The 19,710-nt window shown below is 51.4% G+C and carries 18 protein-coding genes and 5 pseudogenes; 12 read left to right on the top strand and 11 right to left on the bottom strand.

Annotated features, from left to right (window positions below):
• Nucleotides 1-440: 440 nt before the first annotated feature.
• The 9 genes and pseudogenes from msrB to LH51_RS24830 form a co-directional block, all read right to left on the bottom strand.
• The gene (gene msrB, locus LH51_RS13385) at nt 441-881 is read right to left on the bottom strand and encodes a peptide-methionine (R)-S-oxide reductase MsrB (protein WP_052063780.1); all 441 of its coding nucleotides are present in this window, start codon (nt 879-881) and stop codon (nt 441-443) included.
• 40 nt (nt 882-921) lie between these two features.
• Complete coding sequence (locus LH51_RS13380) at nt 922-1,896, bottom strand: FAD-dependent monooxygenase (RefSeq protein WP_327125151.1); 975 nt, start codon at nt 1,894-1,896, stop codon at nt 922-924.
• The gene (locus LH51_RS24365; RefSeq protein WP_327125149.1) at nt 1,893-2,138 is read right to left on the bottom strand and encodes an NAD(P)-binding protein; all 246 of its coding nucleotides are present in this window, start codon (nt 2,136-2,138) and stop codon (nt 1,893-1,895) included. Before LH51_RS24365 ends, LH51_RS13380 begins: the two co-directional genes overlap by 4 nt.
• 13 nt (nt 2,139-2,151) lie before the next feature.
• On the bottom strand, nt 2,152-3,426 hold the full coding sequence (serS, locus tag LH51_RS13375) for a serine--tRNA ligase (protein ID WP_036522928.1): 1,275 nt from the start codon (nt 3,424-3,426) through the stop codon (nt 2,152-2,154).
• Nucleotides 3,427-3,462: 36 nt separating this feature from the next.
• Nucleotides 3,463-3,837 carry a fluoride efflux transporter CrcB gene (gene crcB, locus LH51_RS13370; protein ID WP_052063779.1) on the bottom strand — a complete coding sequence of 125 codons (375 nt, stop codon included), beginning with the start codon at nt 3,835-3,837 and terminating at the stop codon, nt 3,463-3,465.
• A gap of 11 nt (nt 3,838-3,848) precedes the next feature.
• Entirely contained in the window at nt 3,849-5,192 is a 1,344-nt protein-coding gene (locus LH51_RS13365; protein ID WP_036522925.1) for a replication-associated recombination protein A, read from the bottom strand.
• The gene (gene lolA, locus LH51_RS13360; protein ID WP_036522923.1) at nt 5,192-5,815 is read right to left on the bottom strand and encodes an outer membrane lipoprotein chaperone LolA; all 624 of its coding nucleotides are present in this window, start codon (nt 5,813-5,815) and stop codon (nt 5,192-5,194) included. The genes LH51_RS13365 and lolA overlap by 1 nt, the downstream gene beginning before the upstream one ends.
• A 12-nt stretch (nt 5,816-5,827) precedes the next feature.
• Nucleotides 5,828-7,412: pseudogene (locus LH51_RS24835) on the bottom strand (DNA translocase FtsK); the annotation flags it as partial.
• A 411-nt stretch (nt 7,413-7,823) separates the two neighbouring features.
• Nucleotides 7,824-8,348: pseudogene (locus tag LH51_RS24830) on the bottom strand (DNA translocase FtsK 4TM domain-containing protein); the annotation flags it as partial.
• Nucleotides 8,349-8,500: 152 nt separating this feature from the next.
• On the opposite strand from LH51_RS24830, the pseudogene trxB reads away from it, so the two are divergent.
• The 4 genes and pseudogenes from trxB (at nt 8,501) to infA (ending at nt 11,212) form a co-directional block, all read left to right on the top strand.
• Nucleotides 8,501-9,455, top strand: a pseudogene (gene trxB / locus LH51_RS13350) (thioredoxin-disulfide reductase).
• 18 nt (nt 9,456-9,473) lie between these two features.
• Entirely contained in the window at nt 9,474-10,190 is a 717-nt protein-coding gene (gene aat / locus LH51_RS13345) for a leucyl/phenylalanyl-tRNA--protein transferase (protein WP_036522920.1), read from the top strand.
• Nucleotides 10,187-10,912, top strand: a complete 726-nt coding sequence (locus LH51_RS13340) for an arginyltransferase (protein WP_036522917.1) — start codon at nt 10,187-10,189, stop codon at nt 10,910-10,912. Before aat ends, LH51_RS13340 begins: the two co-directional genes overlap by 4 nt.
• An 81-nt stretch (nt 10,913-10,993) precedes the next feature.
• Nucleotides 10,994-11,212, top strand: coding sequence for a translation initiation factor IF-1 (gene infA, locus LH51_RS13335; RefSeq protein ID WP_036522914.1), 219 nt, complete (start codon nt 10,994-10,996; stop codon nt 11,210-11,212).
• A 57-nt stretch (nt 11,213-11,269) separates the two neighbouring features.
• Here the strand turns inward: infA and clpA are convergent.
• Together clpA and clpS are read right to left on the bottom strand one after the other, a co-directional pair.
• Nucleotides 11,270-13,527: pseudogene (clpA, locus tag LH51_RS13330) on the bottom strand (ATP-dependent Clp protease ATP-binding subunit ClpA).
• Nucleotides 13,528-13,539: 12 nt separating this feature from the next.
• Nucleotides 13,540-13,875: an ATP-dependent Clp protease adapter ClpS gene (clpS, locus tag LH51_RS13325; RefSeq protein WP_036522949.1), complete on the bottom strand. Its 336-nt coding sequence runs from the start codon at nt 13,873-13,875 to the stop codon at nt 13,540-13,542.
• Between the two features lie 251 nt (nt 13,876-14,126).
• Here clpS and LH51_RS13320 point away from each other — a divergent pair, with 251 nt between their 5' ends.
• The 8 genes and pseudogenes from LH51_RS13320 to LH51_RS22875 all read left to right on the top strand — a co-directional run bounded on the left by LH51_RS13320 (nt 14,127) and on the right by LH51_RS22875 (nt 19,708).
• Nucleotides 14,127-14,351: a cold shock domain-containing protein gene (locus LH51_RS13320; RefSeq protein WP_036522911.1), complete on the top strand. Its 225-nt coding sequence runs from the start codon at nt 14,127-14,129 to the stop codon at nt 14,349-14,351.
• Between the two features lie 43 nt (nt 14,352-14,394).
• Complete coding sequence (locus tag LH51_RS13315; RefSeq protein WP_036522906.1) at nt 14,395-15,027, top strand: pseudouridine synthase; 633 nt, start codon at nt 14,395-14,397, stop codon at nt 15,025-15,027.
• Nucleotides 15,028-15,071: 44 nt separating this feature from the next.
• Nucleotides 15,072-16,192 (top strand): annotated as a pseudogene (gene mnmA, locus LH51_RS13310) (tRNA 2-thiouridine(34) synthase MnmA).
• 1 nt (nt 16,193) lies between these two features.
• Complete coding sequence (locus tag LH51_RS23665) at nt 16,194-16,436, top strand: DUF489 family protein (protein ID WP_268746578.1); 243 nt, start codon at nt 16,194-16,196, stop codon at nt 16,434-16,436.
• A 19-nt stretch (nt 16,437-16,455) separates the two neighbouring features.
• Nucleotides 16,456-16,878, top strand: coding sequence for a DUF489 family protein (locus LH51_RS23660; protein ID WP_268746577.1), 423 nt, complete (start codon nt 16,456-16,458; stop codon nt 16,876-16,878).
• A gap of 59 nt (nt 16,879-16,937) precedes the next feature.
• Complete coding sequence (gene purB / locus LH51_RS13300; RefSeq protein ID WP_036522902.1) at nt 16,938-18,302, top strand: adenylosuccinate lyase; 1,365 nt, start codon at nt 16,938-16,940, stop codon at nt 18,300-18,302.
• Between the two features lie 11 nt (nt 18,303-18,313).
• Nucleotides 18,314-19,072, top strand: coding sequence for a tRNA (cytosine(32)/uridine(32)-2'-O)-methyltransferase TrmJ (gene trmJ, locus LH51_RS13295; protein ID WP_036522899.1), 759 nt, complete (start codon nt 18,314-18,316; stop codon nt 19,070-19,072).
• Between the two features lie 21 nt (nt 19,073-19,093).
• A complete protein-coding gene (locus LH51_RS22875; protein WP_235263738.1) occupies nt 19,094-19,708 on the top strand; it encodes a cupin domain-containing protein in 615 nt (204 codons plus the stop codon).
• Nucleotides 19,709-19,710: the final 2 nt, after the last annotated feature.

The following is a 19,710-nucleotide window of genomic DNA, read 5'->3' as shown; positions in this document are numbered from 1 at the left end:
CCTGCGCACAGGGTCAGCCAGATCCGATCCCATCAGCCTCACCACTTGGGTGCCAGCGTACAGTTGATTTCAAATCGGTATTTGCACAGCCTCTTGCCATACTGAGAGTCAAAATCTAAATATCGCAATTTATGTCATGAACTCGCAGTTTATCTCGATCGGTCTGTTGTTTGGACTGGCACAAAGGTTCGGCGGGTGGTGGTATCACTTTGGAGTGACCGTCTGCCGCCAGGGAAGGCGGCAGCCGAGCGGCCAGGACGGCGAAAAGCGTGTCACACCAAAGTGATACCACCTCCCCAGCGAGGCACCAGCCCAAATATCACACCAAAGCGATACCACCACCCCAGCGTGGCACACAGCCTCAACATGCCCGTAAGCGATGGCACCTACCTAGCGTGTCACACCAAAGTAATAGTACCACCTCAGCAAGACACCAAAAATCAACTTAACGGCTTACCAACCTTATCCAGGTAATCACCGTAACCCTCGGCTTCCATCTCATCCACCGGAATAAAGTGCAGTGAAGCCGAGTTCATGCAATAGCGCAGCCCGGTAGGATTAGGACCATCGTTAAATACATGCCCCAGATGCGAATCGGCAGATCGACTGCGGATTTCGGTACGCGTTGCAAACAGGGAACTATCTTCCCGCTCGATTACAGCATCGCTAACAACAGGTCTTACAAAGCTTGGCCAGCCGCTACCTGACTCAAATTTATCCGCTGAAGAAAATAGCGCTTCACCGGAAATAACATCCACATACAGCCCTACTTCCTTATTATCCCAATAAGCATTATCAAAAGGCCGCTCAGTGGCATCTTCCTGGGTGACTTGGTACTGCAAGGGAGTCAGTCGTGTTTTCAGATCGTCGTTATCGGTCATAGCCTAACCTCATAATGTAAATTTACGCAGATGCACAGGCTTATACGGCACGACGTGCCAATTCGGGCACCGGGCCTTCAAGCCCCATGGCAAAGCGGGTCACCCGCGGTTTGGCAAACGGCAGACGTTCCGCCAAGCCAAGGCCAAGATTACGTATCAACTTTAAAGGTAGCAGATCGTTGCTGAACACACGGTAGAACATATCCATCGACTGCATCATCAACAGGTTTTGGTTACGTCGCGCCTGCTCATAGCGAGCCAGAGTCACTTGACTGTAGAAGGCATCACCCTGGTCCTGCACATCCAGCAGCACCTCGGCCAACATTGCCGCATCCATAAAACCTATATTAACCCCCTGCCCGGCTAATGGATGGATCATGTGAGCGGCATCACCGGCCAGCACAACGCCGTCCTGCACATAGGTCAAGGCATGCTGACGGCGCAGCGGGAAAAAGCCGCGCTCAAGCACCTGATTGATCTGACCCAGGCAGTCAGGGAAGGTTTTATGCAGCTCTTGTAAAAAATCAGCCTCAGACAGACTGAGCAAGCGCTTCACTTCATCGGGTGTGTTGTACCACACCAGTGAGCCCTGATTGCCTGTCAGCGGCAGAAACGCCAGCGGACCGGTCGGGGTGAACTGCTGCCAGGTGATATCCTGCTGCGGGTAGTCTGTCACTACGGAGGCAACCAGTGCATGCTGATTGTAATCCCATTTACGGATACCTATACCAGCCGCCTGACGCACCCTGGATTCACCACCATCGGCACCGACCAATAAACGGGCGACCAACTCACGACCATCCTGCAGCTGAATCAGGCTGGACCCCGGTGAATAATCGATCGTTTGTACTTTAGCGGGACAGATCAGATCGATATTATCAAAGCGTTTCAGGGTTTCCAGCAGCGCCAGCTGGGTGATGCGATTTTCAACGATATTACCCAACCAGGGCTCCCCGACTTCATCGGACCGGAACTCAGTTGATGCCATGGATTCGCTGGATTCCCAGACTTTCATGCGCTGATAAGGCAGAGTCGACGCGAGGTAATACCTTCCCAGACACCCAGATTACGCAGCAGAGTTTCTGAAGCCACACTCAGCGCCGATACCCGCAAATCTTGCGGCTGAGAGAACTCGAACGCCGCCGGGTATTCGTGTTCAATCACCGCGATCTGATAGCGACTGTTACCCAGCGCACAGGCAATAGCCGAACCGACCATGCCGCCGCCAACTATGACGATATCGTAGTGTGTATTCATCTGTTAGTCCCTGTTAAACATGGGTGATGCCGCCCATATAGGGCAGCAGCACGTCTGGTACACGAATCCGTCCGTCCGCCTGCTGATAGTTTTCCATCACCGCCACCAGCGTACGACCTACGGCCAGACCGGAACCATTCAAGGTGTGCAGCAGTTCAGGCTTGCCGGTTTCAGGATTACGCCAGCGCGCTAACATCCGACGCGCCTGGAAATCACCCATATTGGAACAGGAAGAGATTTCACGGTACTTCTGCTGCCCTGGCAACCAGACTTCAATATCGTAGGTTTTGGTGGCACCAAAGCCCATATCACCGCCACAGAGGTTTACCACACGATAAGGCAGTACCAATAACTGCAATATACGCTCAGCATGCCCGGTCAGCTCTTCAAGTGCCTGCATAGAAGATGATGGCTCCACCAGATTCACCAGTTCAACCTTCTCGAACTGATGCTGGCGAATCATGCCACGGGTGTCACGCCCGGAGGCACCGGCTTCGGAGCGGAAGCAAGGGGTATGGGCGACAAACTTCAGTGGTAGCGTTGCAGCATCGACGATCTGATCACGAACCAGATTGGTGACAGGCACTTCCGCCGTTGGAATCAGGTAATAGGAGCGGTCACCAAAGGGCAGTTTGAACAGATCTTCTTCAAACTTGGGTAGCTGACCCGTACCCATGAGTGAATCGGCATTCACCATAAAGGGTACATTGACTTCGGTATAGCCGTGATTAGCGGTATGCGTATCCAGCATAAACTGCGCCAGGGCACGGTGCAGACGCGCCAGTGAACCGCGCATCACGGCAAAGCGTGAGCCGGTCAGTTTTGCGGCTGTTTCGAAATCCAGTTGGGTATCACGCTCGCCCAGAGACACATGGTCCAGCGGCTCAAAATCAAAGCTGGGTAACGTACCCCAGAGACGGACTTCAACGTTATCGTCTTCGGACGCCCCCTCAGGAACACTGTCATCCGGCAGGTTGGGTATACCCAACAACAAGTCATCCAGTTCTGTCTGCAGCGTCTGCAAGGCAGCTTTAGCCTGATCCAGCTTTTCACCCAGTTGCCCGACCTCGGCCAGCAACGGAGCAATATCTTCGCCTGAGGCTTTGGCTTTACCTATGCTTTTTGAGCGGGTATTGCGCTCATTTTGCAGACTTTCAGTATCTACCTGCAGTTTACGGCGCTGCTCTTCCAACGCACTGAAACGCTCAAGTGGAAACTCAAAGCCTTTTTTCTTCAACAGCCGGGTAATTTCTTCCGGGTTCGCACGAACAATTTTCGGATCAAGCATGCAAGACTCTTCCTGTCACAGTATGAATCTGTCGGGTTAAAAAAATAAACGGGTAAACCACAGGCCAAGATAAAGGGCCGCTATGCAAAGGATAACACTCAATAAGATATAAATCAGCGCTGCACTATGATGCCCTTCATTCAGCAGAGTGACGGCTTCCAGCGAGAAAGTGGAGAAAGTGGTGAAGCCACCCAACAACCCCGTCATCAACAAGGGGCGCATGTCGGGTGACAAGCGGGCTTTTTCCATAATCAGTACAAATACCACACCCATCAGCAATGAACCCAGCACATTGATGCCCAATGTGCCCAGCGGCAGGCGCGAATCACCGGTATTAAGCCAGGCTGACAGCCAATATCGGGCTGAAGCGCCTAATGCGCCTCCCAGAGCTACCGCAAGCATGTGCATCATAATGGGCTTTCCTATCTGTAACGTTGCTTAGAACTTTGCTGATCCTGAACTTTCAGATAACGCAGTTTTTCGGCAATTTTGATTTCCAGTCCTCGCGGCGCCGGATCATAATAGCTTCGATCCTTGATAGCCTCCGGCAGGTAATTTTCTCCGGCAGCGTAAGCCTCGGGTTCATTATGCGCATAACGGTACTCATCACCATAGCCTTGCGCTTTCATTAATGCCGTGGGTGCATTACGCAGATGTACCGGCACCTCATGTGAGGCTTCCTGGCGGACATCAGCACGGCATTGATTGAAAGCCTGGTACAGCGCATTACTTTTGGGCGCACAGGCACAATAAACAGCCGCCTGCGCAATCGCCCGCTCGCCTTCTGCAGGCCCGACGCGTTCAAAGGCATCCCAGGCGGCTATCGCCACCTGCATCGCACGTGGATCTGCATTGCCGATATCTTCAGACGCTATGGCGACCAGACGCCTGGCTACATAGAGTGGATCACAGCCACCTTCGAGCATACGGCAATACCAATACAAGGCACCATCCGGGGATGAACCGCGTACCGACTTATGAAACGCTGAAATCATATCGTAAAACAGATCGCCGCCCTTATCAAAACGGCGCCCACCCGATTGCATCACTTCATCCAGTGCCGCCGCGGTAATCTTTTCATCCTCACCAGAAGGATCAGCCAGATCTGTAGCCAGCTCCAGTAAATTCAGGGCTCGCCGGGCATCTCCATCTGCCGCGAGCACTAGCTGTTGCATCACGCCCTCTTCAAAAACAAAGCGCCGCTGGCCTAGTCCTCGCTGCTCATCGGACAACGCCCGATCTATCACCTGCTGGATATCGCTGTTTTCCAGTCCACGTAATAAATACACCCTTGCTCGGGATAACAACGCATTATTCAACTCAAAGGATGGATTTTCGGTGGTCGCACCGATAAAAACCACCGTGCCGTCTTCCACATAGGGCAGAAAGGCGTCTTGCTGGGATTTATTGAATCTGTGTACTTCATCCACGAACAGCAGGGTTTTTCGCCCACGCTGGGCGCGTATCTGTTTGGCTTCCTCTACCGCCTGACGTATATCCTTTACCCCGGAAAGCACCGCTGACAGGGTGATAAAATGCGCATCACTTTGATGCGCAATCAGGCGGGCCAGGGTGGTTTTCCCCACACCAGGTGGCCCCCAGAGGATCATGGAATGCACATACCCCTGCTCTATTGCCTTGCGCAGAGGTTTGCCGGGAGCCAGCAGGTGCTGCTGTCCCGCATACTCATCCAGTGTCAGCGGACGCATTCGAGCAGCCAGGGGTTGATAACCCACTGGCTCACTGTCAGCGAAGAGATCGGTCATCAGAAAGTTGCATCCAGAATTACATCAACATCCTCTGGTGGCTCAAACTGAAACATCGCCTCGTCCAATTCCGGATTAAGCTGCTGTGATGAAAGCTGGATAACGGAGCGCTGTCCCAGTGTATCGTCCAACAACAGCTCAGACAGAACGGCATCCTTAAATAACAACCTCACTCTTGAAAATAAAGCGTCCTGAGAAGCTTTAGGCAGCAACTCAAACACCTGAACGTCTTCATAACTCTGGGTTATGCTAACGTCATAACGCTTTTCCAGCTCATGGATGCGTCCATTCAGAATCAGCGCAGGGGCGCTATCGGTGTTGGCTTCGGCCGGTTTTCGGGTAGCCTGCTCCAGGTCAGGATCATAGATCCAGACATACTCGCCATCAGAGATAATGTCCTGTGGAAAAGGTGTCAGGGTTTTCCAGACAAATTTGTCCGGGCGCGAAATGGCAAAGTAACCGCTGGAGCTTTCACCAGCCTCCCCCCGCTCGTTGACTATAGACTGGTCAAAATCAGCCTGAAACCGATCATATCCGGATAGCAGCGAGGCTAGCTCATCCAGGGGTTGTGCACTGACGGGTAACGCCAGTGATAAACAAAACAGAGCAATCAGTTTTCTCATCAAGGTTCCTTGTTAATCTCTTGGGGGCGGTGGTGCCAACACTTCACGCTGACCATTACTACCCGCTGTTGACACGACACCTGCTGCTTCCATGGTTTCAATCATGCGTGCGGCACGGTTGTAGCCAATTTTCAGTCGGCGCTGCACCGCCGATATTGAAGCTTTGCGACTGTCCGTTACGAATGCGACGGCTTCGTCATAGAGTTCGTCCTGCTCATCATCGAACATGCCAGCTGAACCTCCGCCGAACGTACCGCCTTCATCACCGCCATCAGACATAATCTCATCCAGATAGTTCGGGGGCCCATCTGCTTCCAGGCCTCAACGGTACGATGCACCTCATCATCGCTAACAAACGCACCATGTACACGATTAGGAATACTGGTGCCTGCGGGTAGATAGAGCATGTCGCCGTAACCCAGCAGGTTTTCAGCACCTGACTGATCCAAAATGGTGCGTGAATCGATTTTTGACGACACCTGGAAAGCAATACGGGTGGGTACGTTGGCCTTGATCAGACCGGTAATGACATCCACGGAGGGGCGCTGTGTTGCCAGGATTAAATGGATACCCGCGGCACGCGCTTTCTGGGCAATTCGGGCAATCAACTCCTCTACTTTCTTACCCACCACCATGATCATATCGGCGAACTCGTCGATCACCACAACAATATAAGGCAAGGTAGTCAGCGGTGGCGGCGGCTCATCAGCTGGCAAGCCATAGTCTTCAGCTTTCCATAATGGATCCTTTAGTGGCTGCCCGGCGGCTTCAGCTTCCAGCACCTTGTCATTATAACCACCGATATTTCTAACTCCCATTTTCGCCATTAACTTATAGCGACGCTCCATTTCACCGACACACCAACGCAGACCACCCGCGGCTTCTTTCATATCGGTGATGACCGGTGTCAGAAGATGTGGAATACCTTCATAAATAGACAATTCCAGCATCTTTGGGTCAACCAGTATCAAGCGAACTTCTTCAGGCGTGGCTTTGAACAACAAGCTCAACAGCATGGCGTTAACGCTACTGATTTACCGGAACCGGTCGTACCGGCCACCAGAAGATGCGGCATTTTTGCCAGATTGGTGACCACAGGGTTACCACCGATATCATTTCCTAATGCAATCGTCAGTTTCGAGCGCGCTTCAGCAAAGGGTTTAGAATTGAGAACCTCACTCAGGTGTACAATTTGGCGGGACTCATTGGGTATTTCGATACCCACCACGGATTTACCTGGAATAACCTCCACTACACGCACACTGGATACTGTCATGGAACGTGCCAGATCCTTGGCCAGGTTACTTATCTTGCTGGCTTTAACACCCGGTGCAGGCTGAATTTCAAAGCGCGTAATTACCGGCCCAGGATTCACCTCAACTACTTCAGCAATTACACCGAAATCCTTGAGTTTATCCTCAAGCAAACGCGACATGCTTTCCAGTTGCTCTTCACTATAACCCTGAGTCTGCTGCAGTTCGGGTGCATCCAGCAGATCAAGTGAAGGTAGTTTCATCGGCATTTTAACAACAACCGCTGCAGAGCTGGCTTCAACCGAATTATCTATTTCTTCCAGCGGCTTATGTGTTTCTGATAAAGGTACAATTTTCAGATGACGACGCTGTTCAACCTGTTGTTCTGTCTCTGCAGTTTGCGACTGAGACGTTTCAGCTACGCTTGTTCTCTGAGGTGCTGTCACCGCTACAGCAGCCTCCCAAGGCGGAGTTTCCACGGCTGGGGACTCTGGGGGTCGTACACGCGCCACCATTGACTCAAGCCGGGGTTCACGGCGCGCTGCCGCAGAGGGCGCCGCACTTACTGGTTTACTCGGTGTATCAGCCACTTTTTTAACCGGTAGTTTGATGCCAGGCATTTTCAGCGATGGCATACTGACCTGAGAAGCACGACTGAATAATTTAGGCACCGCAAATAGCACCCGACCGGTAAAGTCGATCAATGCCAGCCAGGATATCTCCATAAACAATGTCAGACCCGACAGTAACAGCACCCAGGCCAGCAAGGTAGTGCCCGGTACACTGAGCACTGCAATACTTAGATCTGATAGCGCGTGACCCACCAATCCGCCTGCGGTAAAGGGGAAGTTAAGCAACTGATTCGAAATATGGACTGACAACAGCATCGCCAGTCCCAGTAACAGAATCAATGCACCGGTAAAACGTAACATCAGATAGGGTATGGCATCCAGCATACCCACCTTGCGACGCCATAAAAAGCGCAACGCTGGCCAGAGTAGCAGCAAGGGAATCAACCAAGCCGCCAGACCGGTAAATGATATTAATAAATCCGCCAGCCAGGCACCAGCCACTCCGGCCCGATTAGTCACATGCGGATGGTAACCTGCATGTGACCAACCTGGGTCAGCAGGGTCATAGCTCCATACAGCCAGGCACAGGAACAACGCCACACCCAGGATAACGATCAGGCCCGCTTCCTTGAATACACGCGCCAGGTGTTGACTCAGGGGTAACGGACGGGACACACCGCGCTCACTCACATTTTTATCCTTACGCATCTCAATCGGAACATTATTCAGTTTCAGAAGTCACATTGTGCCACAAACCACCCTCAAGACAGGAGTGGCAACAGGTTACTATTATCATGCTATTTGTTTATCATCATCGATAAGTTTTCATAGAGCCGCTTTTGACAGGATATTTTCATACCATGAGCACGAACAAACACCACAGATTGATCATTCTCGGCTCCGGCCCTGCCGGTTACACTGCCGCTGTTTACGCCGCACGCGCTAACCTGAATCCGGTTGTGATCACCGGTATGCAAGCAGGTGGTCAATTGACGACAACAACCGATGTTGACAATTGGCCAGGCGATGCCGAAGGCGTCCAGGGACCAGAGCTAATGCAACGCATGCAAAATCATGCCGAACGTTTTAATACAGAAGTGATTTTTGACCACATTCATACGGCAGAGTTGCAACAGAAACCCTTTAAACTGGTGGGGGATATGGGTGAATACACCTGCGATGCCTGATTATTGCAACCGGCGCTTCCGCTCAATACCTTGGCCTGGAGTCTGAAGAAGCTTTAAAGGCAAAGGTGTCAGTGCCTGTGCTACCTGTGACGGTTTCTTTTACCGCGGTCAAAAAGTCGCTGTGATCGGTGGTGGTAACACCGCTGTTGAAGAAGCTCTCTATCTATCTAACATCGCCGCTGAAGTCACACTTGTTCACCGTCGTGACTCTTTGCGCAGTGAAAAAATACTGCAGGACAAACTGTTTGAGCGTGCTGAAAATGGCAACGTACGCCTGCTCTGGAATCATCAACTGGATGAAGTCCTGGGTGATGATATGGGCGTAACCGGTATGCGGGTTAAAAGCACCGAAACAGGTGATACACAGGAAATTGATCTGCAAGGGGTCTTTATTGCGATTGGCCACAAGCCCAACACGGATCTATTTACCGATCAGCTGGACATGCACAATGGCTACCTGAAGATTCGTTCAGGTCTGGATGGCAATGCCACTATGACCAGCATCGATGGAGTGTTTGCCGCTGGCGATGTATCTGATCACATCTACCGCCAGGCGGTTACTTCAGCAGGCTTTGGCTGTATGGCTGCATTGGATGCAGAGCGCTACCTTGATGATCTAAAGGTCTGATCTGGAGTACTGACCACCATGATCGCCTGGCTAGACAATGCCGACACACCCTTCCCTCCACCTGAGCAGGCATTGGTGCAACCCGATGGCCTGCTTGCGGCGGGAGGAGGCTTGTCTCCACAGCGCCTGCTCAGCGCTTATCGCCAAGGCATTTTTCCTTGGTATAACCCTGGAGAGCCAGTACTCTGGTGGAGTCCCAATCCACGCTGCACCATCCGACCGTCTGACCTGCACATTTCACGCCGCCTGCGTAAGCAGATACTGAATGAAGACTACACCGTCACCTTCGACCGCGCCTTTATTGACGTTATTAAAGCCTGCGCTGCGCCGCGCCCACAACAATCGGGCACATGGATCAGCACTGAAATTATGGCGGCTTATACTCAACTGCATCACCGAGGCATTGCGCACTCTGTTGAGGTCTGGCGAGACAGTCGCTTAATTGGCGGCCTCTATGGGCTGGGAATAGGCTCACTTTTTTTTGGTGAATCCATGTTCAGTCGCGCTGATAACGCCTCCAAAATTGCTTTTAGCTATCTTTGTGTACAATTACAGCAATGGCAATTTCAACTGATTGACTGTCAGGTCTACAATAGTCACTTAGAAAGTCTTGGTGCCGGACTCATGCCTCGCAATGAATTTCTTGGCTTGCTTGCACGTCACCTGGACGACCCCGAACCGGAAACGTGGCAGTTCAGTGTAGATGCCCGTCAGGTAGCAGGTAAAACAGTATGAGTGATATGCAGACGTTACGCTTTTACGTAACCCCCTCTCACAATTGCAGCTACCTATCCGGTCGCCAAGCCAAAACCTTGTTTGTTGACCCACAAACACTCATTACAACAGACACCTACAGTCAGTTATCCGAACTGGGGTTCCGGCGCAGCGGCAGTCATGTCTATCGCCCACACTGTGAAGAGTGCCAGGCTTGCCAGTCAATTCGCATACCGGTCGACTTTTTCAAGCCCAGCAAAACTCAGCGCCGGCTGATAAATATGAACCGTGATCTAACAGTAATACGTAAAGCCCCTTGCATGTCGCGGGAATACTTTACGCTATACAGGCAATATATTGACGCTCGCCACGCCGATGGCGATATGTACCCGGCGACACCAGAACAGTTCCATCAGTTTCTGATTGACGGTGCACTCGACAACAGTTGGTTTTATGAATTTCGTGATCCAAACGATAAGCTATTGTGCCTTGCTGTAACCGACCACCTCCACCAATCGATGTCCGCGCTTTACACGTTTTTTGATCCCGATGAAACCCGTCGCAGCCTGGGCACTTATGCCATACTCTGGCAGCTTCAGGAAGCCAGCCGTCGGAGCATGCACTACTTGTATTTAGGCTACTGGGTCAAAGATTGTCGAAAAATGCGTTACAAAACCGCTTTCAAACCGATGGAAATGCTAATTGATGGCCATTGGACACACTTTCGACAGGAATCATTTTGATTCAGGCACTTTTTCAGGTAGAATCTGCGCCTTTGAAACCGGACAGGGTTTTAATCAACCAGTCTCAGAGGTAATCACTGAATGGCGAAAGAAGATTCATTTGAAATGGAAGGGACTGTTATAGACACCCTCCCAAACACTATGTTCCGTGTTGAGCTTGAAAATGGCCATGTTGTTACGGCACATATTTCCGGCAAGATGCGTAAGCATTACATCCGTATTCTGACGGGCGACAAGGTCAAGGTTGAACTCACTCCTTATGACCTGAGCAAAGGGCGTATCACTTATCGCGCACGCTGAAAAACGGCGGTTATATTAACTACCGCCGTTTTCATTCTGGCAGACGATAAGCAGCCTTCAGGCTGCTACCGTCTCGCAGGTTAGCTGAATATCCCCGTCATCGGCTGATATTTGCACCTCCCCACCACGCTCCGAAAGCTCTCCGAAGAGTATCATTTCCGCCAGAGGCTTCTTGATTTTTTCCTGAATCAAGCGGCGCATCGGTCGTGCACCCATTTTTTCATCGTAACCATGCTCAGCCAACCAATTACGGGCTGATTCGGTGACATTCAAGACCACCTGCTTATCATCCAACTGTGCTTGAAGCTCGGTCAGGAACTTGTCTACAACCCCTTTAATCACCTCTGGATTAAGTGGTTTGAACTGAATAACGCTATCGAGACGATTGCGGAACTCAGGTGTAAACAAACGCTTCAAGGCTTCCATTCCATCAGTGCTGTGATCCTGATGGGTAAAACCAATGGATGGCCGACTCATGGCCTCAGCACCCACGTTGGTGGTCATCACCAACACAACATTACGGAAATCGGCTTTACGGCCATTGTTATCCGTCAGCGTGCCGTTATCCATCACCTGCAGCAGGATATTGAACACCTCCGGATGAGCTTTCTCTATCTCATCCAGCAACAATACACAGTGAGGTGATTTAGTGATCGCCTCAGTCAGCAAGCCGCCCTGATCAAAGCCAACATACCCGGGGGGGCACCAATCAGGCGTGACACCGTATGCCGCTCCATGTACTCAGACATATCAAAGCGTACCAGCTCAATCCCCATAATACGTGCCAGTTGAGCAGTCACCTCTGTTTTACCCACACCTGTAGGTCCGGCAAACAGGAAGGAACCAACTGGCTTGTTCGGCTCCTTCAAACCGGCACGAGACAACTTGATCGCTGCCGCCAGCGTATCAATCGCTTCATCCTGACCCAGCACCACCATTTTCAGGTTGCTATCCAGTTTCTTGAGCAGATCCTTATCAGAAGCTGACACACTCTTAGGCGGTATCCTGGCAATTTTTGCAACAACCGCTTCAACTTCAGGCACATCGATAACTTTCTTACGGTTTTCAGGCTTTTGCAGGCGCTGGTAGGCACCACTTTCGTCGATCACATCAATCGCCTTATCTGGCATATGCTTATCATTGATATACCGATCCGCCAGCTCGGCCGCCGCTTTTAGGGCTGCATCGGTATATTCCAGTTCATGATGTTCTTCGAAGCGGGATTTAAGCCCTTTGAGAATCTGATAGGTATCAGCCACGCTGGGTTCCAGCACATCCACCTTCTGGAAACGCCGCGCAAGCGCTCGATCCTTCTCAAAAATGCCACGAAATTCCTGGAAGGTAGTGGAACCGATACAACGTATCTCACCCGAACCCAGCAGTGGCTTGAGTAGGTTAGATGCATCCATGGACCCGCCAGAGGCGGCACCGGCACCAATAATAGTATGTATCTCATCAATAAACAGAATAGCCTTGGGTTTCTGGCGGATTTCATTGAGCAGATTTTTAAGGCGCTTTTCAAAATCGCCACGATACTTGGTACCCGCCAGCAACGCACCCAAATCCAGTGAGTAAACCACGCTGTCAGCAATTATCTCAGGTACAGAATCTTCAATAATCAGCTTGGCCAAACCTTCTGCTATAGCGGTTTTACCAACACCTGCTTCACCAACCAACAGAGGATTATTCTTACGCCGACGCGAGAGTATCTGCACCACGCGTTCAACTTCCAGATCACGACCCACCAGCGGATCAATCCGCCCCTGGGCTGCCTGCTGGTTCAGGTTAACCGCATACTGCGCCAATGCGCTCTTGCCCTGGCTTTCACCACCCGCTTCAGCAGCCTCTTCATCCATCTGCTCAGACTCCGGTGTATCCCCCACCCGGGAAATACCGTGGGAGATAAAGTTCACCACATCAACCCGCTCAATGCCCTGCTGCTGCAAGACAAAGGCTGCATGGCTTTCCTGTTCGCTAAAAATAGCTACCAGGACATTGGCACCATTAACATCTGACTTCCCGGAAGACTGTACATGAAATACGGCACGCTGCAGCACTCGCTGAAAGCCCAGCGTAGGCTGAGTTTCAGCATTGGGAACGTTGTCCGGCAGCAGTGGCGTTGTTTCCTCAATGAACTGCGTCAACTGATCACGCAGACGATTAAAGTCAACGCCACAGGCCAGCAACACCTCAGCTGCATCCCGATTATCCAGCAATGCCAATAACAGATGTTCAACTGTCATGTATTCATGACGCTTGTCGCGCGCACCGCGAAAGGCAGCACTCAGGGTTTCTTCAAGCTCTCGATTCAACATAGGGCTACCTCGTTATACCTGCTCAACTTCACACAACAACGGATGTTTGTTGGCTCTTGCATACTGATTCACTTGCGCTGCCTTGGTTTCAGCAACATCACGCGTGTACACACCACATACGCCTTTTCCCTGAGTATGGACCGATATCATCACTTGTGTCGCCTTTTCCTGATTTAAATTGAAAAAAATCATCAACACTTCAACCACAAAATCCATCGGAGTATAGTCGTCATTCAACAGCACCACCCGGTACATCGGTGGTTTTTTCAATGCCGGCTTCACACTGGCTGTCGCTAATTGACCATCCGCCGGGTGCTGGCTTTCATCACCTGCATCATCGCCCGCCATTGCTACTAACCACTGCCGATCACTGTTCATTAAACACCTGGTTTGATTGTTTTTCATCATTCGCTTTGTCTGCACTTTCGTTTGATCACCTTAACGTAATATAATTCCATTTTGCAGGAGTGGTACAAGTATCTGCAGTCCCTGCATGGATGTAAAGGAACGCTGGCCTACATAAAGTGTAACAGCTAGGCGTCATCATTGGATATCGGGCCAAAAATGGCCCTGATGATTGGAACTCAGGGGAGCAGATAATGCAGACAGGTATAGTCAAATGGTTTAATAACGCCAAGGGTTACGGCTTTATTTTAAGTGAGGCATTCGACGAAGAACTATTCGCCCACTTCTCTGCCATTATGGCAGATGGATACAAAAGCCTTAAAGCCGGACAAGCCGTGGAGTTTGAGACCCAAAACGGTCCTAAAGGACTGCATGCTATTAATATCAAACCCTTAGATACACCGCCGCGTATGGATTAAATAATAACCACTTTAGATCTGCGCAGGCTTTCGGAGAACAGACATCGCTACACTGATACTTTTGCATAAACCGTTTCAGGTATTAAGCTGTTTCACCGATGCCGAAGGCCGCACAACGTTGGCTGACTATATTAGCCAGCCAGGTTTTTATGCGGCTGGACGGTTAGATTATGATTCCGAAGGATTGCTGCTGCTGACCAACCATGGGCAGCTTCAGCAACACCTGGCCAACCCCCGCTACAAACTGGAAAAAACCTACCGGGTTCAGGTTGAAGGTATTCCTGACGCCAACGCCCTTAAAAAGCTTCGCGAAGGTGTAAAACTCAAAGATGGCATGACCCTGCCAGCCAAAGCGCGCCTGATTGACCCTCCCGATTGTTTCCCGCGCACACCTCCAATCAGGGAACGTAAACATATTCCGACACAATGGCTGGAGCTAACGCTGCGCGAGGGGCGCAACCGCCAGGTACGCCGTATGACTGCCGCAGTTGGTTACCCAACTTTACGCCTGATTCGCTATGCCATAGGTGACTGGACGCTGGATGGGCTGGCTCCGGGGGACTGGCGACAGGAAGATGTGCCGGCTCCAGAGCAGAAAAAGCCAACAGCCACCCCTAAACGCAGTGGAAAACCGATCAAACGCCACGGAAAAGCAGCGAAAACAGCGCAAAAATGATATGCTAAGTTTTTTATTCAGAACCAGAATTTGCTCACACACTCATGACTGATAACGCTCAAACCAAAGTTATCGTCGGCATGTCCGGCGGCGTAGACTCATCCGTATCGGCCTTACTCTTGTTGCAACAAGGCTATCAGGTCGAAGGCCTGTTTATGAAAAACTGGGATGAAGATGATGGCACCGAATACTGCACCGCTAAAGTCGATCTGGCCGATGCCCAGGCCGTGTGTGACAAACTGAATATTCCACTGCATACCGCCAATTTTGCCGCCGAGTACTGGGACTTTGTTTTCGAGCATTTTTTAGCTGAATACAAAGCGGGTCGTACACCTAACCCTGATATTTTGTGTAACCGGGAAATTAAATTCAAAGCCTTCCTTGAGTATGCGCAGTTTTTGGGTGCCGATATGATCGCCACCGGACACTATGTTCGCCGCGTGGAGCGTGATGGGCATACCTGCCTGCTGAAAGGTCTGGACAACAATAAAGATCAAAGCTATTTCCTGCACCAGGTGGTGAAGCGCAATTAAAGCAAACCCTTTTCCCGATTGGTGAGCTGGAAAAACCGGCTGTTCGGGCTCTGGCGGAAGAATTTGATCTAGTCACCCATGATAAAAAAGACAGTACCGGCATCTGTTTTATCGGAGAGCGGCGTTTTCGTGATTTTCTGCAGCAATACCTGCCCGCCCAACCCGGCAAGATTGAAACGCCGGAGGGCCAGGTGATTGGTGAGCATATGGGCTTGATGTACTACACCCTCGGGCAGCGTCAGGGATTGGGTATAGGTGGACTGAAAGACTTTCCTGATGCCCCCTGGTTCTCTGCCGCAAAAGACCTGGAACGTAACATATTGATTGCTGTACAGGGCCAACAACACCCGCTGCTTTTTTCAGACTGGCTGACAGCGTCTGATATTTTCTGGATCAATGGCCAGCCACCAGAACTTCCCTTGCACTGCAAAGCCAAGGTACGCTACCGCCAAAGCGACCAGTCCTGCCACCTGGACACAGACGGACAAGGCGGATATAAAATCACATTCACACAACCCCAGCGCGCTGTCACTCCAGGCCAGTCGGTTGTCCTGTATCAGGATGATATCTGCCTGGGAGGGGGCGTTATTGAAACCACCAGCCGCTGCAAAACCAACCAGGTAAATCACTAGTATGTCCAGACAACACGATGAACAGGTCATTGCACTGGCCGGTATTTTTCAGGCGGCCAGTCTGGTTGATCAGATAGCACGCCGCGGCATGGTCCCGCAAAACAGTTTTGAAACCAGCATCGCCAGCCTTTTTGTCACTAATCCGGAAATGACCGAAGATATCTATGGCGGCGCAACGGAGCTACCCTTCAACCTGAGTACCGGTCTGCGCACCCTGCAGGATGTGGTAGACAAAAAAACGTAATGAGAATAATGCCGATGTCATGCGCTACGCACTCAGTGCCATGCACCTTGAGCGCAAGCTCAGTGCTCGCCCTGATCTGCTGAATGAGATAGGCAAACGTCTCGATGAGTTAAATCGCAAGGCTCAGTATTTTGGCGACCATTCAGCGGTTTCTGAAGATAACAAAGACGACCGCTTTATTCCCTCTGCCTTTACTCATGCTAATGTCATAGCGGGTCTCGGCGGACTCTACCAGGATACCCTCAGCACTTTCAGCTTCCGTATCCAGGTCAGTGGTGATCCACGCAACCTGCAAAACAGTGAAAATGCTGCCAAAATACGCGCCCTGCTGTTGGCGGCCGTGCGTGCGGCAATGCTCTGGCGTCAGGTAGGCGGCAAACGCTGGCACCTGATATTTTTTAAGTCCAGAGTTCGTCCTTCGCTGAAGCGCATTCAGCGTTAAAAATCAGGTATAATATCGCCCATTCCTTTAACCCGTAGATAAAAGCGAGACAGTTGCTCATGGAGCTTTCCGCCCTTACCGCTATTTCCCCCGTCGATGGCCGCTATGGCAGCAAAACCGCTGCACTGCGCGAATCTTTCAGTGAGTTCGGTTTGATCCGCTGCCGTGTTGAAGTGGAGATCCGCTGGTTACAGCAACTGGCCGCTCACCCACAGATTACCGACTTGGCCAGTCTCAGTCATGAAGCGGATGTACTGCTGAACAACATCGTCAGTGACTTTAGCCTGGCGGATGCTGAACGCATCAAAGCCATTGAAAGCCGCACCAATCACGATGTCAAAGCGGTTGAGTATTTCATTAAGGAAAAGATCAACAATAACACTGAACTTCTTAATATTACTGAATTTGTTCACTTCGCCTGCACGTCAGAAGACATCAACAACCTGTCGCATGCGCTGATGCTTAAAAATGGTACAGCCGAATTACTACAACCGATGAAACAACTGGTCAGTGCGCTGTCGGGCCTGGCACAGACCCATGCTGAACAGCCGATGCTGTCACGCACGCACGGTCAGACGGCCTCTCCCACCACCGTGGGTAAAGAGTTCGCCAATGTCGCTTACCGTCTTCAGCGCCAAATTAAACAGATTGAGTCCATGGAATATCTGGGCAAAATCAATGGTGCTGTCGGTAACTACAACGCACACCTGAGTGCCTATGCCGAAATCGACTGGGAAGCCAACGCCAAACGCTTTATCGAAGCCCTCGGCCTGACCATGAACCCGTTTACGACTCAAATAGAACCGCATGATTATATTGCCGAGCTGTTTGATGCCGTATGCCGTTTCAACACCATACTGATCGATTTTGACCGTGACGTCTGGGGTTATATCTCCCTGGGGTACTTCAAGCAGAAAACGGTAGCCGGTGAAGTGGGTTCATCCACCATGCCGCACAAGGTCAACCCAATCGACTTTGAAAACTCGGAAGGCAACCTGGGACTGGCCAACGCCATTATGCAGCATCTGGCACAGAAGCTACCGGTCTCCCGCTGGCAGCGTGACCTTACCGACTCCACTGTATTGCGTAACCTGGGTGTGGGTTTTGCTCACAGTCTGATCGCTTATCAGGCTAGCCTGAAAGGCATCTCCAAGCTGGAAGTGAATCCCGCCCGTCTCAATGCAGATCTTGAAAATGCCTGGGAAGTTCTCGCTGAACCGATTCAGACGGTTATGCGCCGCTATGCCATTGAAGAGCCCTATGAAAAGCTCAAGGATCTCACCCGTGGCCAGGCCATGACGCGTGAGACGCTACAGACCTTTATCACTACGTTGGATATTCCTGAGCAGGCGAAGCAGGATCTGTTGGCACTAACACCGCACAGCTATATTGGCAACGCGATCACTCAGGCCAAACGTGTCTAAGCGCCGCTAGCATGCTGAGTAATATACGTATCGTCCTGGTTGAAACCTATCATCCAGGCAACATAGGTGCCGTTGCCCGGGCCATGAAAAACATGGGGCTGTCTCAGTTAACCCTGATCAACCCCCGTGTTTTTCCTGATCCGGAAGCCACCTCCCGTGCGGCTGGAGCCAAAGACCTGCTAGAACAGGCACAGGTGGTCAGCAGCCTGGATGAAGCCATTGCCGACTGTCAGTTGGTGGTGGCCACCAGTGCCCGAGAGCGCACCTTTGATTTACCGCTGCTGGATCTGGAAACGGCTGCGCAGCAGATGCTAAGTGAAAGTCATAACGGTAACATCGCCATACTGTTTGGGCGTGAAACCATGGGACTGACCAACGCAGAAATGCTGGCGTGTAACCGCCATCTGTATATCGATGCCAATCCGGCCTACCCGGTGCTGAATATTTCTCAGGCGGTGCAACTGGTCTGTTATGAACTTTGGCGCACCAGTCAGAAAGCACTTAACACCCCGACAGAGGCGGCGCCCTACCCACGCCAGGATGAGATGTCGCGCTTTTATGCACACCTGGAAAAGGTGTTACGTGCAACCCAGTTTATTATTCCACAGCATGAAGGCCGGGTACTGGATAAGCTCAAGCGTTTTTTTAACCGCGCACGACCTGAAAAAACTGAACTGGGTATCCTGCGAGGCATCCTGACGTCGGTTGAGGAAAGCCTTGAACGCAAGTCAGACCCATCGACCCACCAACATACTCCCGATAAACACTGATCCCTTATGGATGTTAAGCCCATGAATCTGCCCTTCCCGCTTGGTGATATGCCTGTTGAGACCTTTCTGCGCGATTACTGGCAGAAAAAACCGCTGGTAATCCGCCAGGCGTTTCCTGACTTCGTTTCCCCGGTAGCGGCAGATGAACTGGCCGGACTGGCGTGCGAAGCCGAGGTCGAATCGCGCCTGATAGCCTTCGATCCGGCATCAGACAGCTGGCAGATGGAGCAAGGTCCGTTTGCAGCCGAACGCTTCAGCAGTCTGCCTGAGCGCAACTGGACACTGCTGGTGCAAGCCGTAGACCACTGGGTACCCGAAGCCCATGCCCTGCTGCGACGTTTTAACTTTATTCCCAACTGGCGAGTCGATGATCTGATGATCAGCTATGCTGTCGATGGCGGCGGTGTTGGCCCACACTATGACAATTACGACGTTTTTCTGATTCAGGCCAGCGGCACCCGACGCTGGGAGTTTGGCGGTTTATATGATGAGCACTCGCCCAAACGTGATGATGCCCCAGTCATGATCCTGCCAGAGTGGCACGCCGAGGAAAGCTTTGATCTACAGCCCGGCGATATGCTCTATCTGCCCCGCGGATTGGTCACAATGGTATTGCGATTGGTGATGACTGCCTGACC

Source organism: Nitrincola sp. A-D6 (genome assembly GCF_000764495.1).
Classification (GTDB): domain Bacteria; phylum Pseudomonadota; class Gammaproteobacteria; order Pseudomonadales; family Balneatricaceae; genus Nitrincola.
The sequence above is the reverse complement of the archived record's forward strand: the minus strand, read 5'-3'. Positions and strand labels throughout refer to the sequence as shown.

What these genes read in the sequence shown, in the direction of transcription:
- msrB (WP_052063780.1), bottom strand. Translation starts at nt 881, where the DNA reads ATGACCGATAACGACGATCTGAAAACACGACTGACTCCCTTGCAGTAC.
- LH51_RS13380 (WP_327125151.1), bottom strand. Translation starts at nt 1,896, where the DNA reads ATGAAAGTCTGGGAATCCAGCGAATCCATGGCATCAACTGAGTTCCGG.
- LH51_RS24365 (WP_327125149.1), bottom strand. Translation starts at nt 2,138, where the DNA reads ATGAATACACACTACGATATCGTCATAGTTGGCGGCGGCATGGTCGGT.
- serS (WP_036522928.1), bottom strand. Translation starts at nt 3,426, where the DNA reads ATGCTTGATCCGAAAATTGTTCGTGCGAACCCGGAAGAAATTACCCGG.
- crcB (WP_052063779.1), bottom strand. Translation starts at nt 3,837, where the DNA reads ATGATGCACATGCTTGCGGTAGCTCTGGGAGGCGCATTAGGCGCTTCA.
- LH51_RS13365 (WP_036522925.1), bottom strand. Translation starts at nt 5,192, where the DNA reads ATGACCGATCTCTTCGCTGACAGTGAGCCAGTGGGTTATCAACCCCTG.
- lolA (WP_036522923.1), bottom strand. Translation starts at nt 5,815, where the DNA reads ATGAGAAAACTGATTGCTCTGTTTTGTTTATCACTGGCGTTACCCGTC.
- aat (WP_036522920.1), top strand. Translation starts at nt 9,474, where the DNA reads ATGATCGCCTGGCTAGACAATGCCGACACACCCTTCCCTCCACCTGAG.
- LH51_RS13340 (WP_036522917.1), top strand. Translation starts at nt 10,187, where the DNA reads ATGAGTGATATGCAGACGTTACGCTTTTACGTAACCCCCTCTCACAAT.
- infA (WP_036522914.1), top strand. Translation starts at nt 10,994, where the DNA reads ATGGCGAAAGAAGATTCATTTGAAATGGAAGGGACTGTTATAGACACC.
- clpS (WP_036522949.1), bottom strand. Translation starts at nt 13,875, where the DNA reads ATGGCGGGCGATGATGCAGGTGATGAAAGCCAGCACCCGGCGGATGGT.
- LH51_RS13320 (WP_036522911.1), top strand. Translation starts at nt 14,127, where the DNA reads ATGCAGACAGGTATAGTCAAATGGTTTAATAACGCCAAGGGTTACGGC.
- LH51_RS23665 (WP_268746578.1), top strand. Translation starts at nt 16,194, where the DNA reads ATGTCCAGACAACACGATGAACAGGTCATTGCACTGGCCGGTATTTTT.
- LH51_RS23660 (WP_268746577.1), top strand. Translation starts at nt 16,456, where the DNA reads ATGCGCTACGCACTCAGTGCCATGCACCTTGAGCGCAAGCTCAGTGCT.
- purB (WP_036522902.1), top strand. Translation starts at nt 16,938, where the DNA reads ATGGAGCTTTCCGCCCTTACCGCTATTTCCCCCGTCGATGGCCGCTAT.
- trmJ (WP_036522899.1), top strand. Translation starts at nt 18,314, where the DNA reads ATGCTGAGTAATATACGTATCGTCCTGGTTGAAACCTATCATCCAGGC.
- LH51_RS22875 (WP_235263738.1), top strand. Translation starts at nt 19,094, where the DNA reads ATGAATCTGCCCTTCCCGCTTGGTGATATGCCTGTTGAGACCTTTCTG.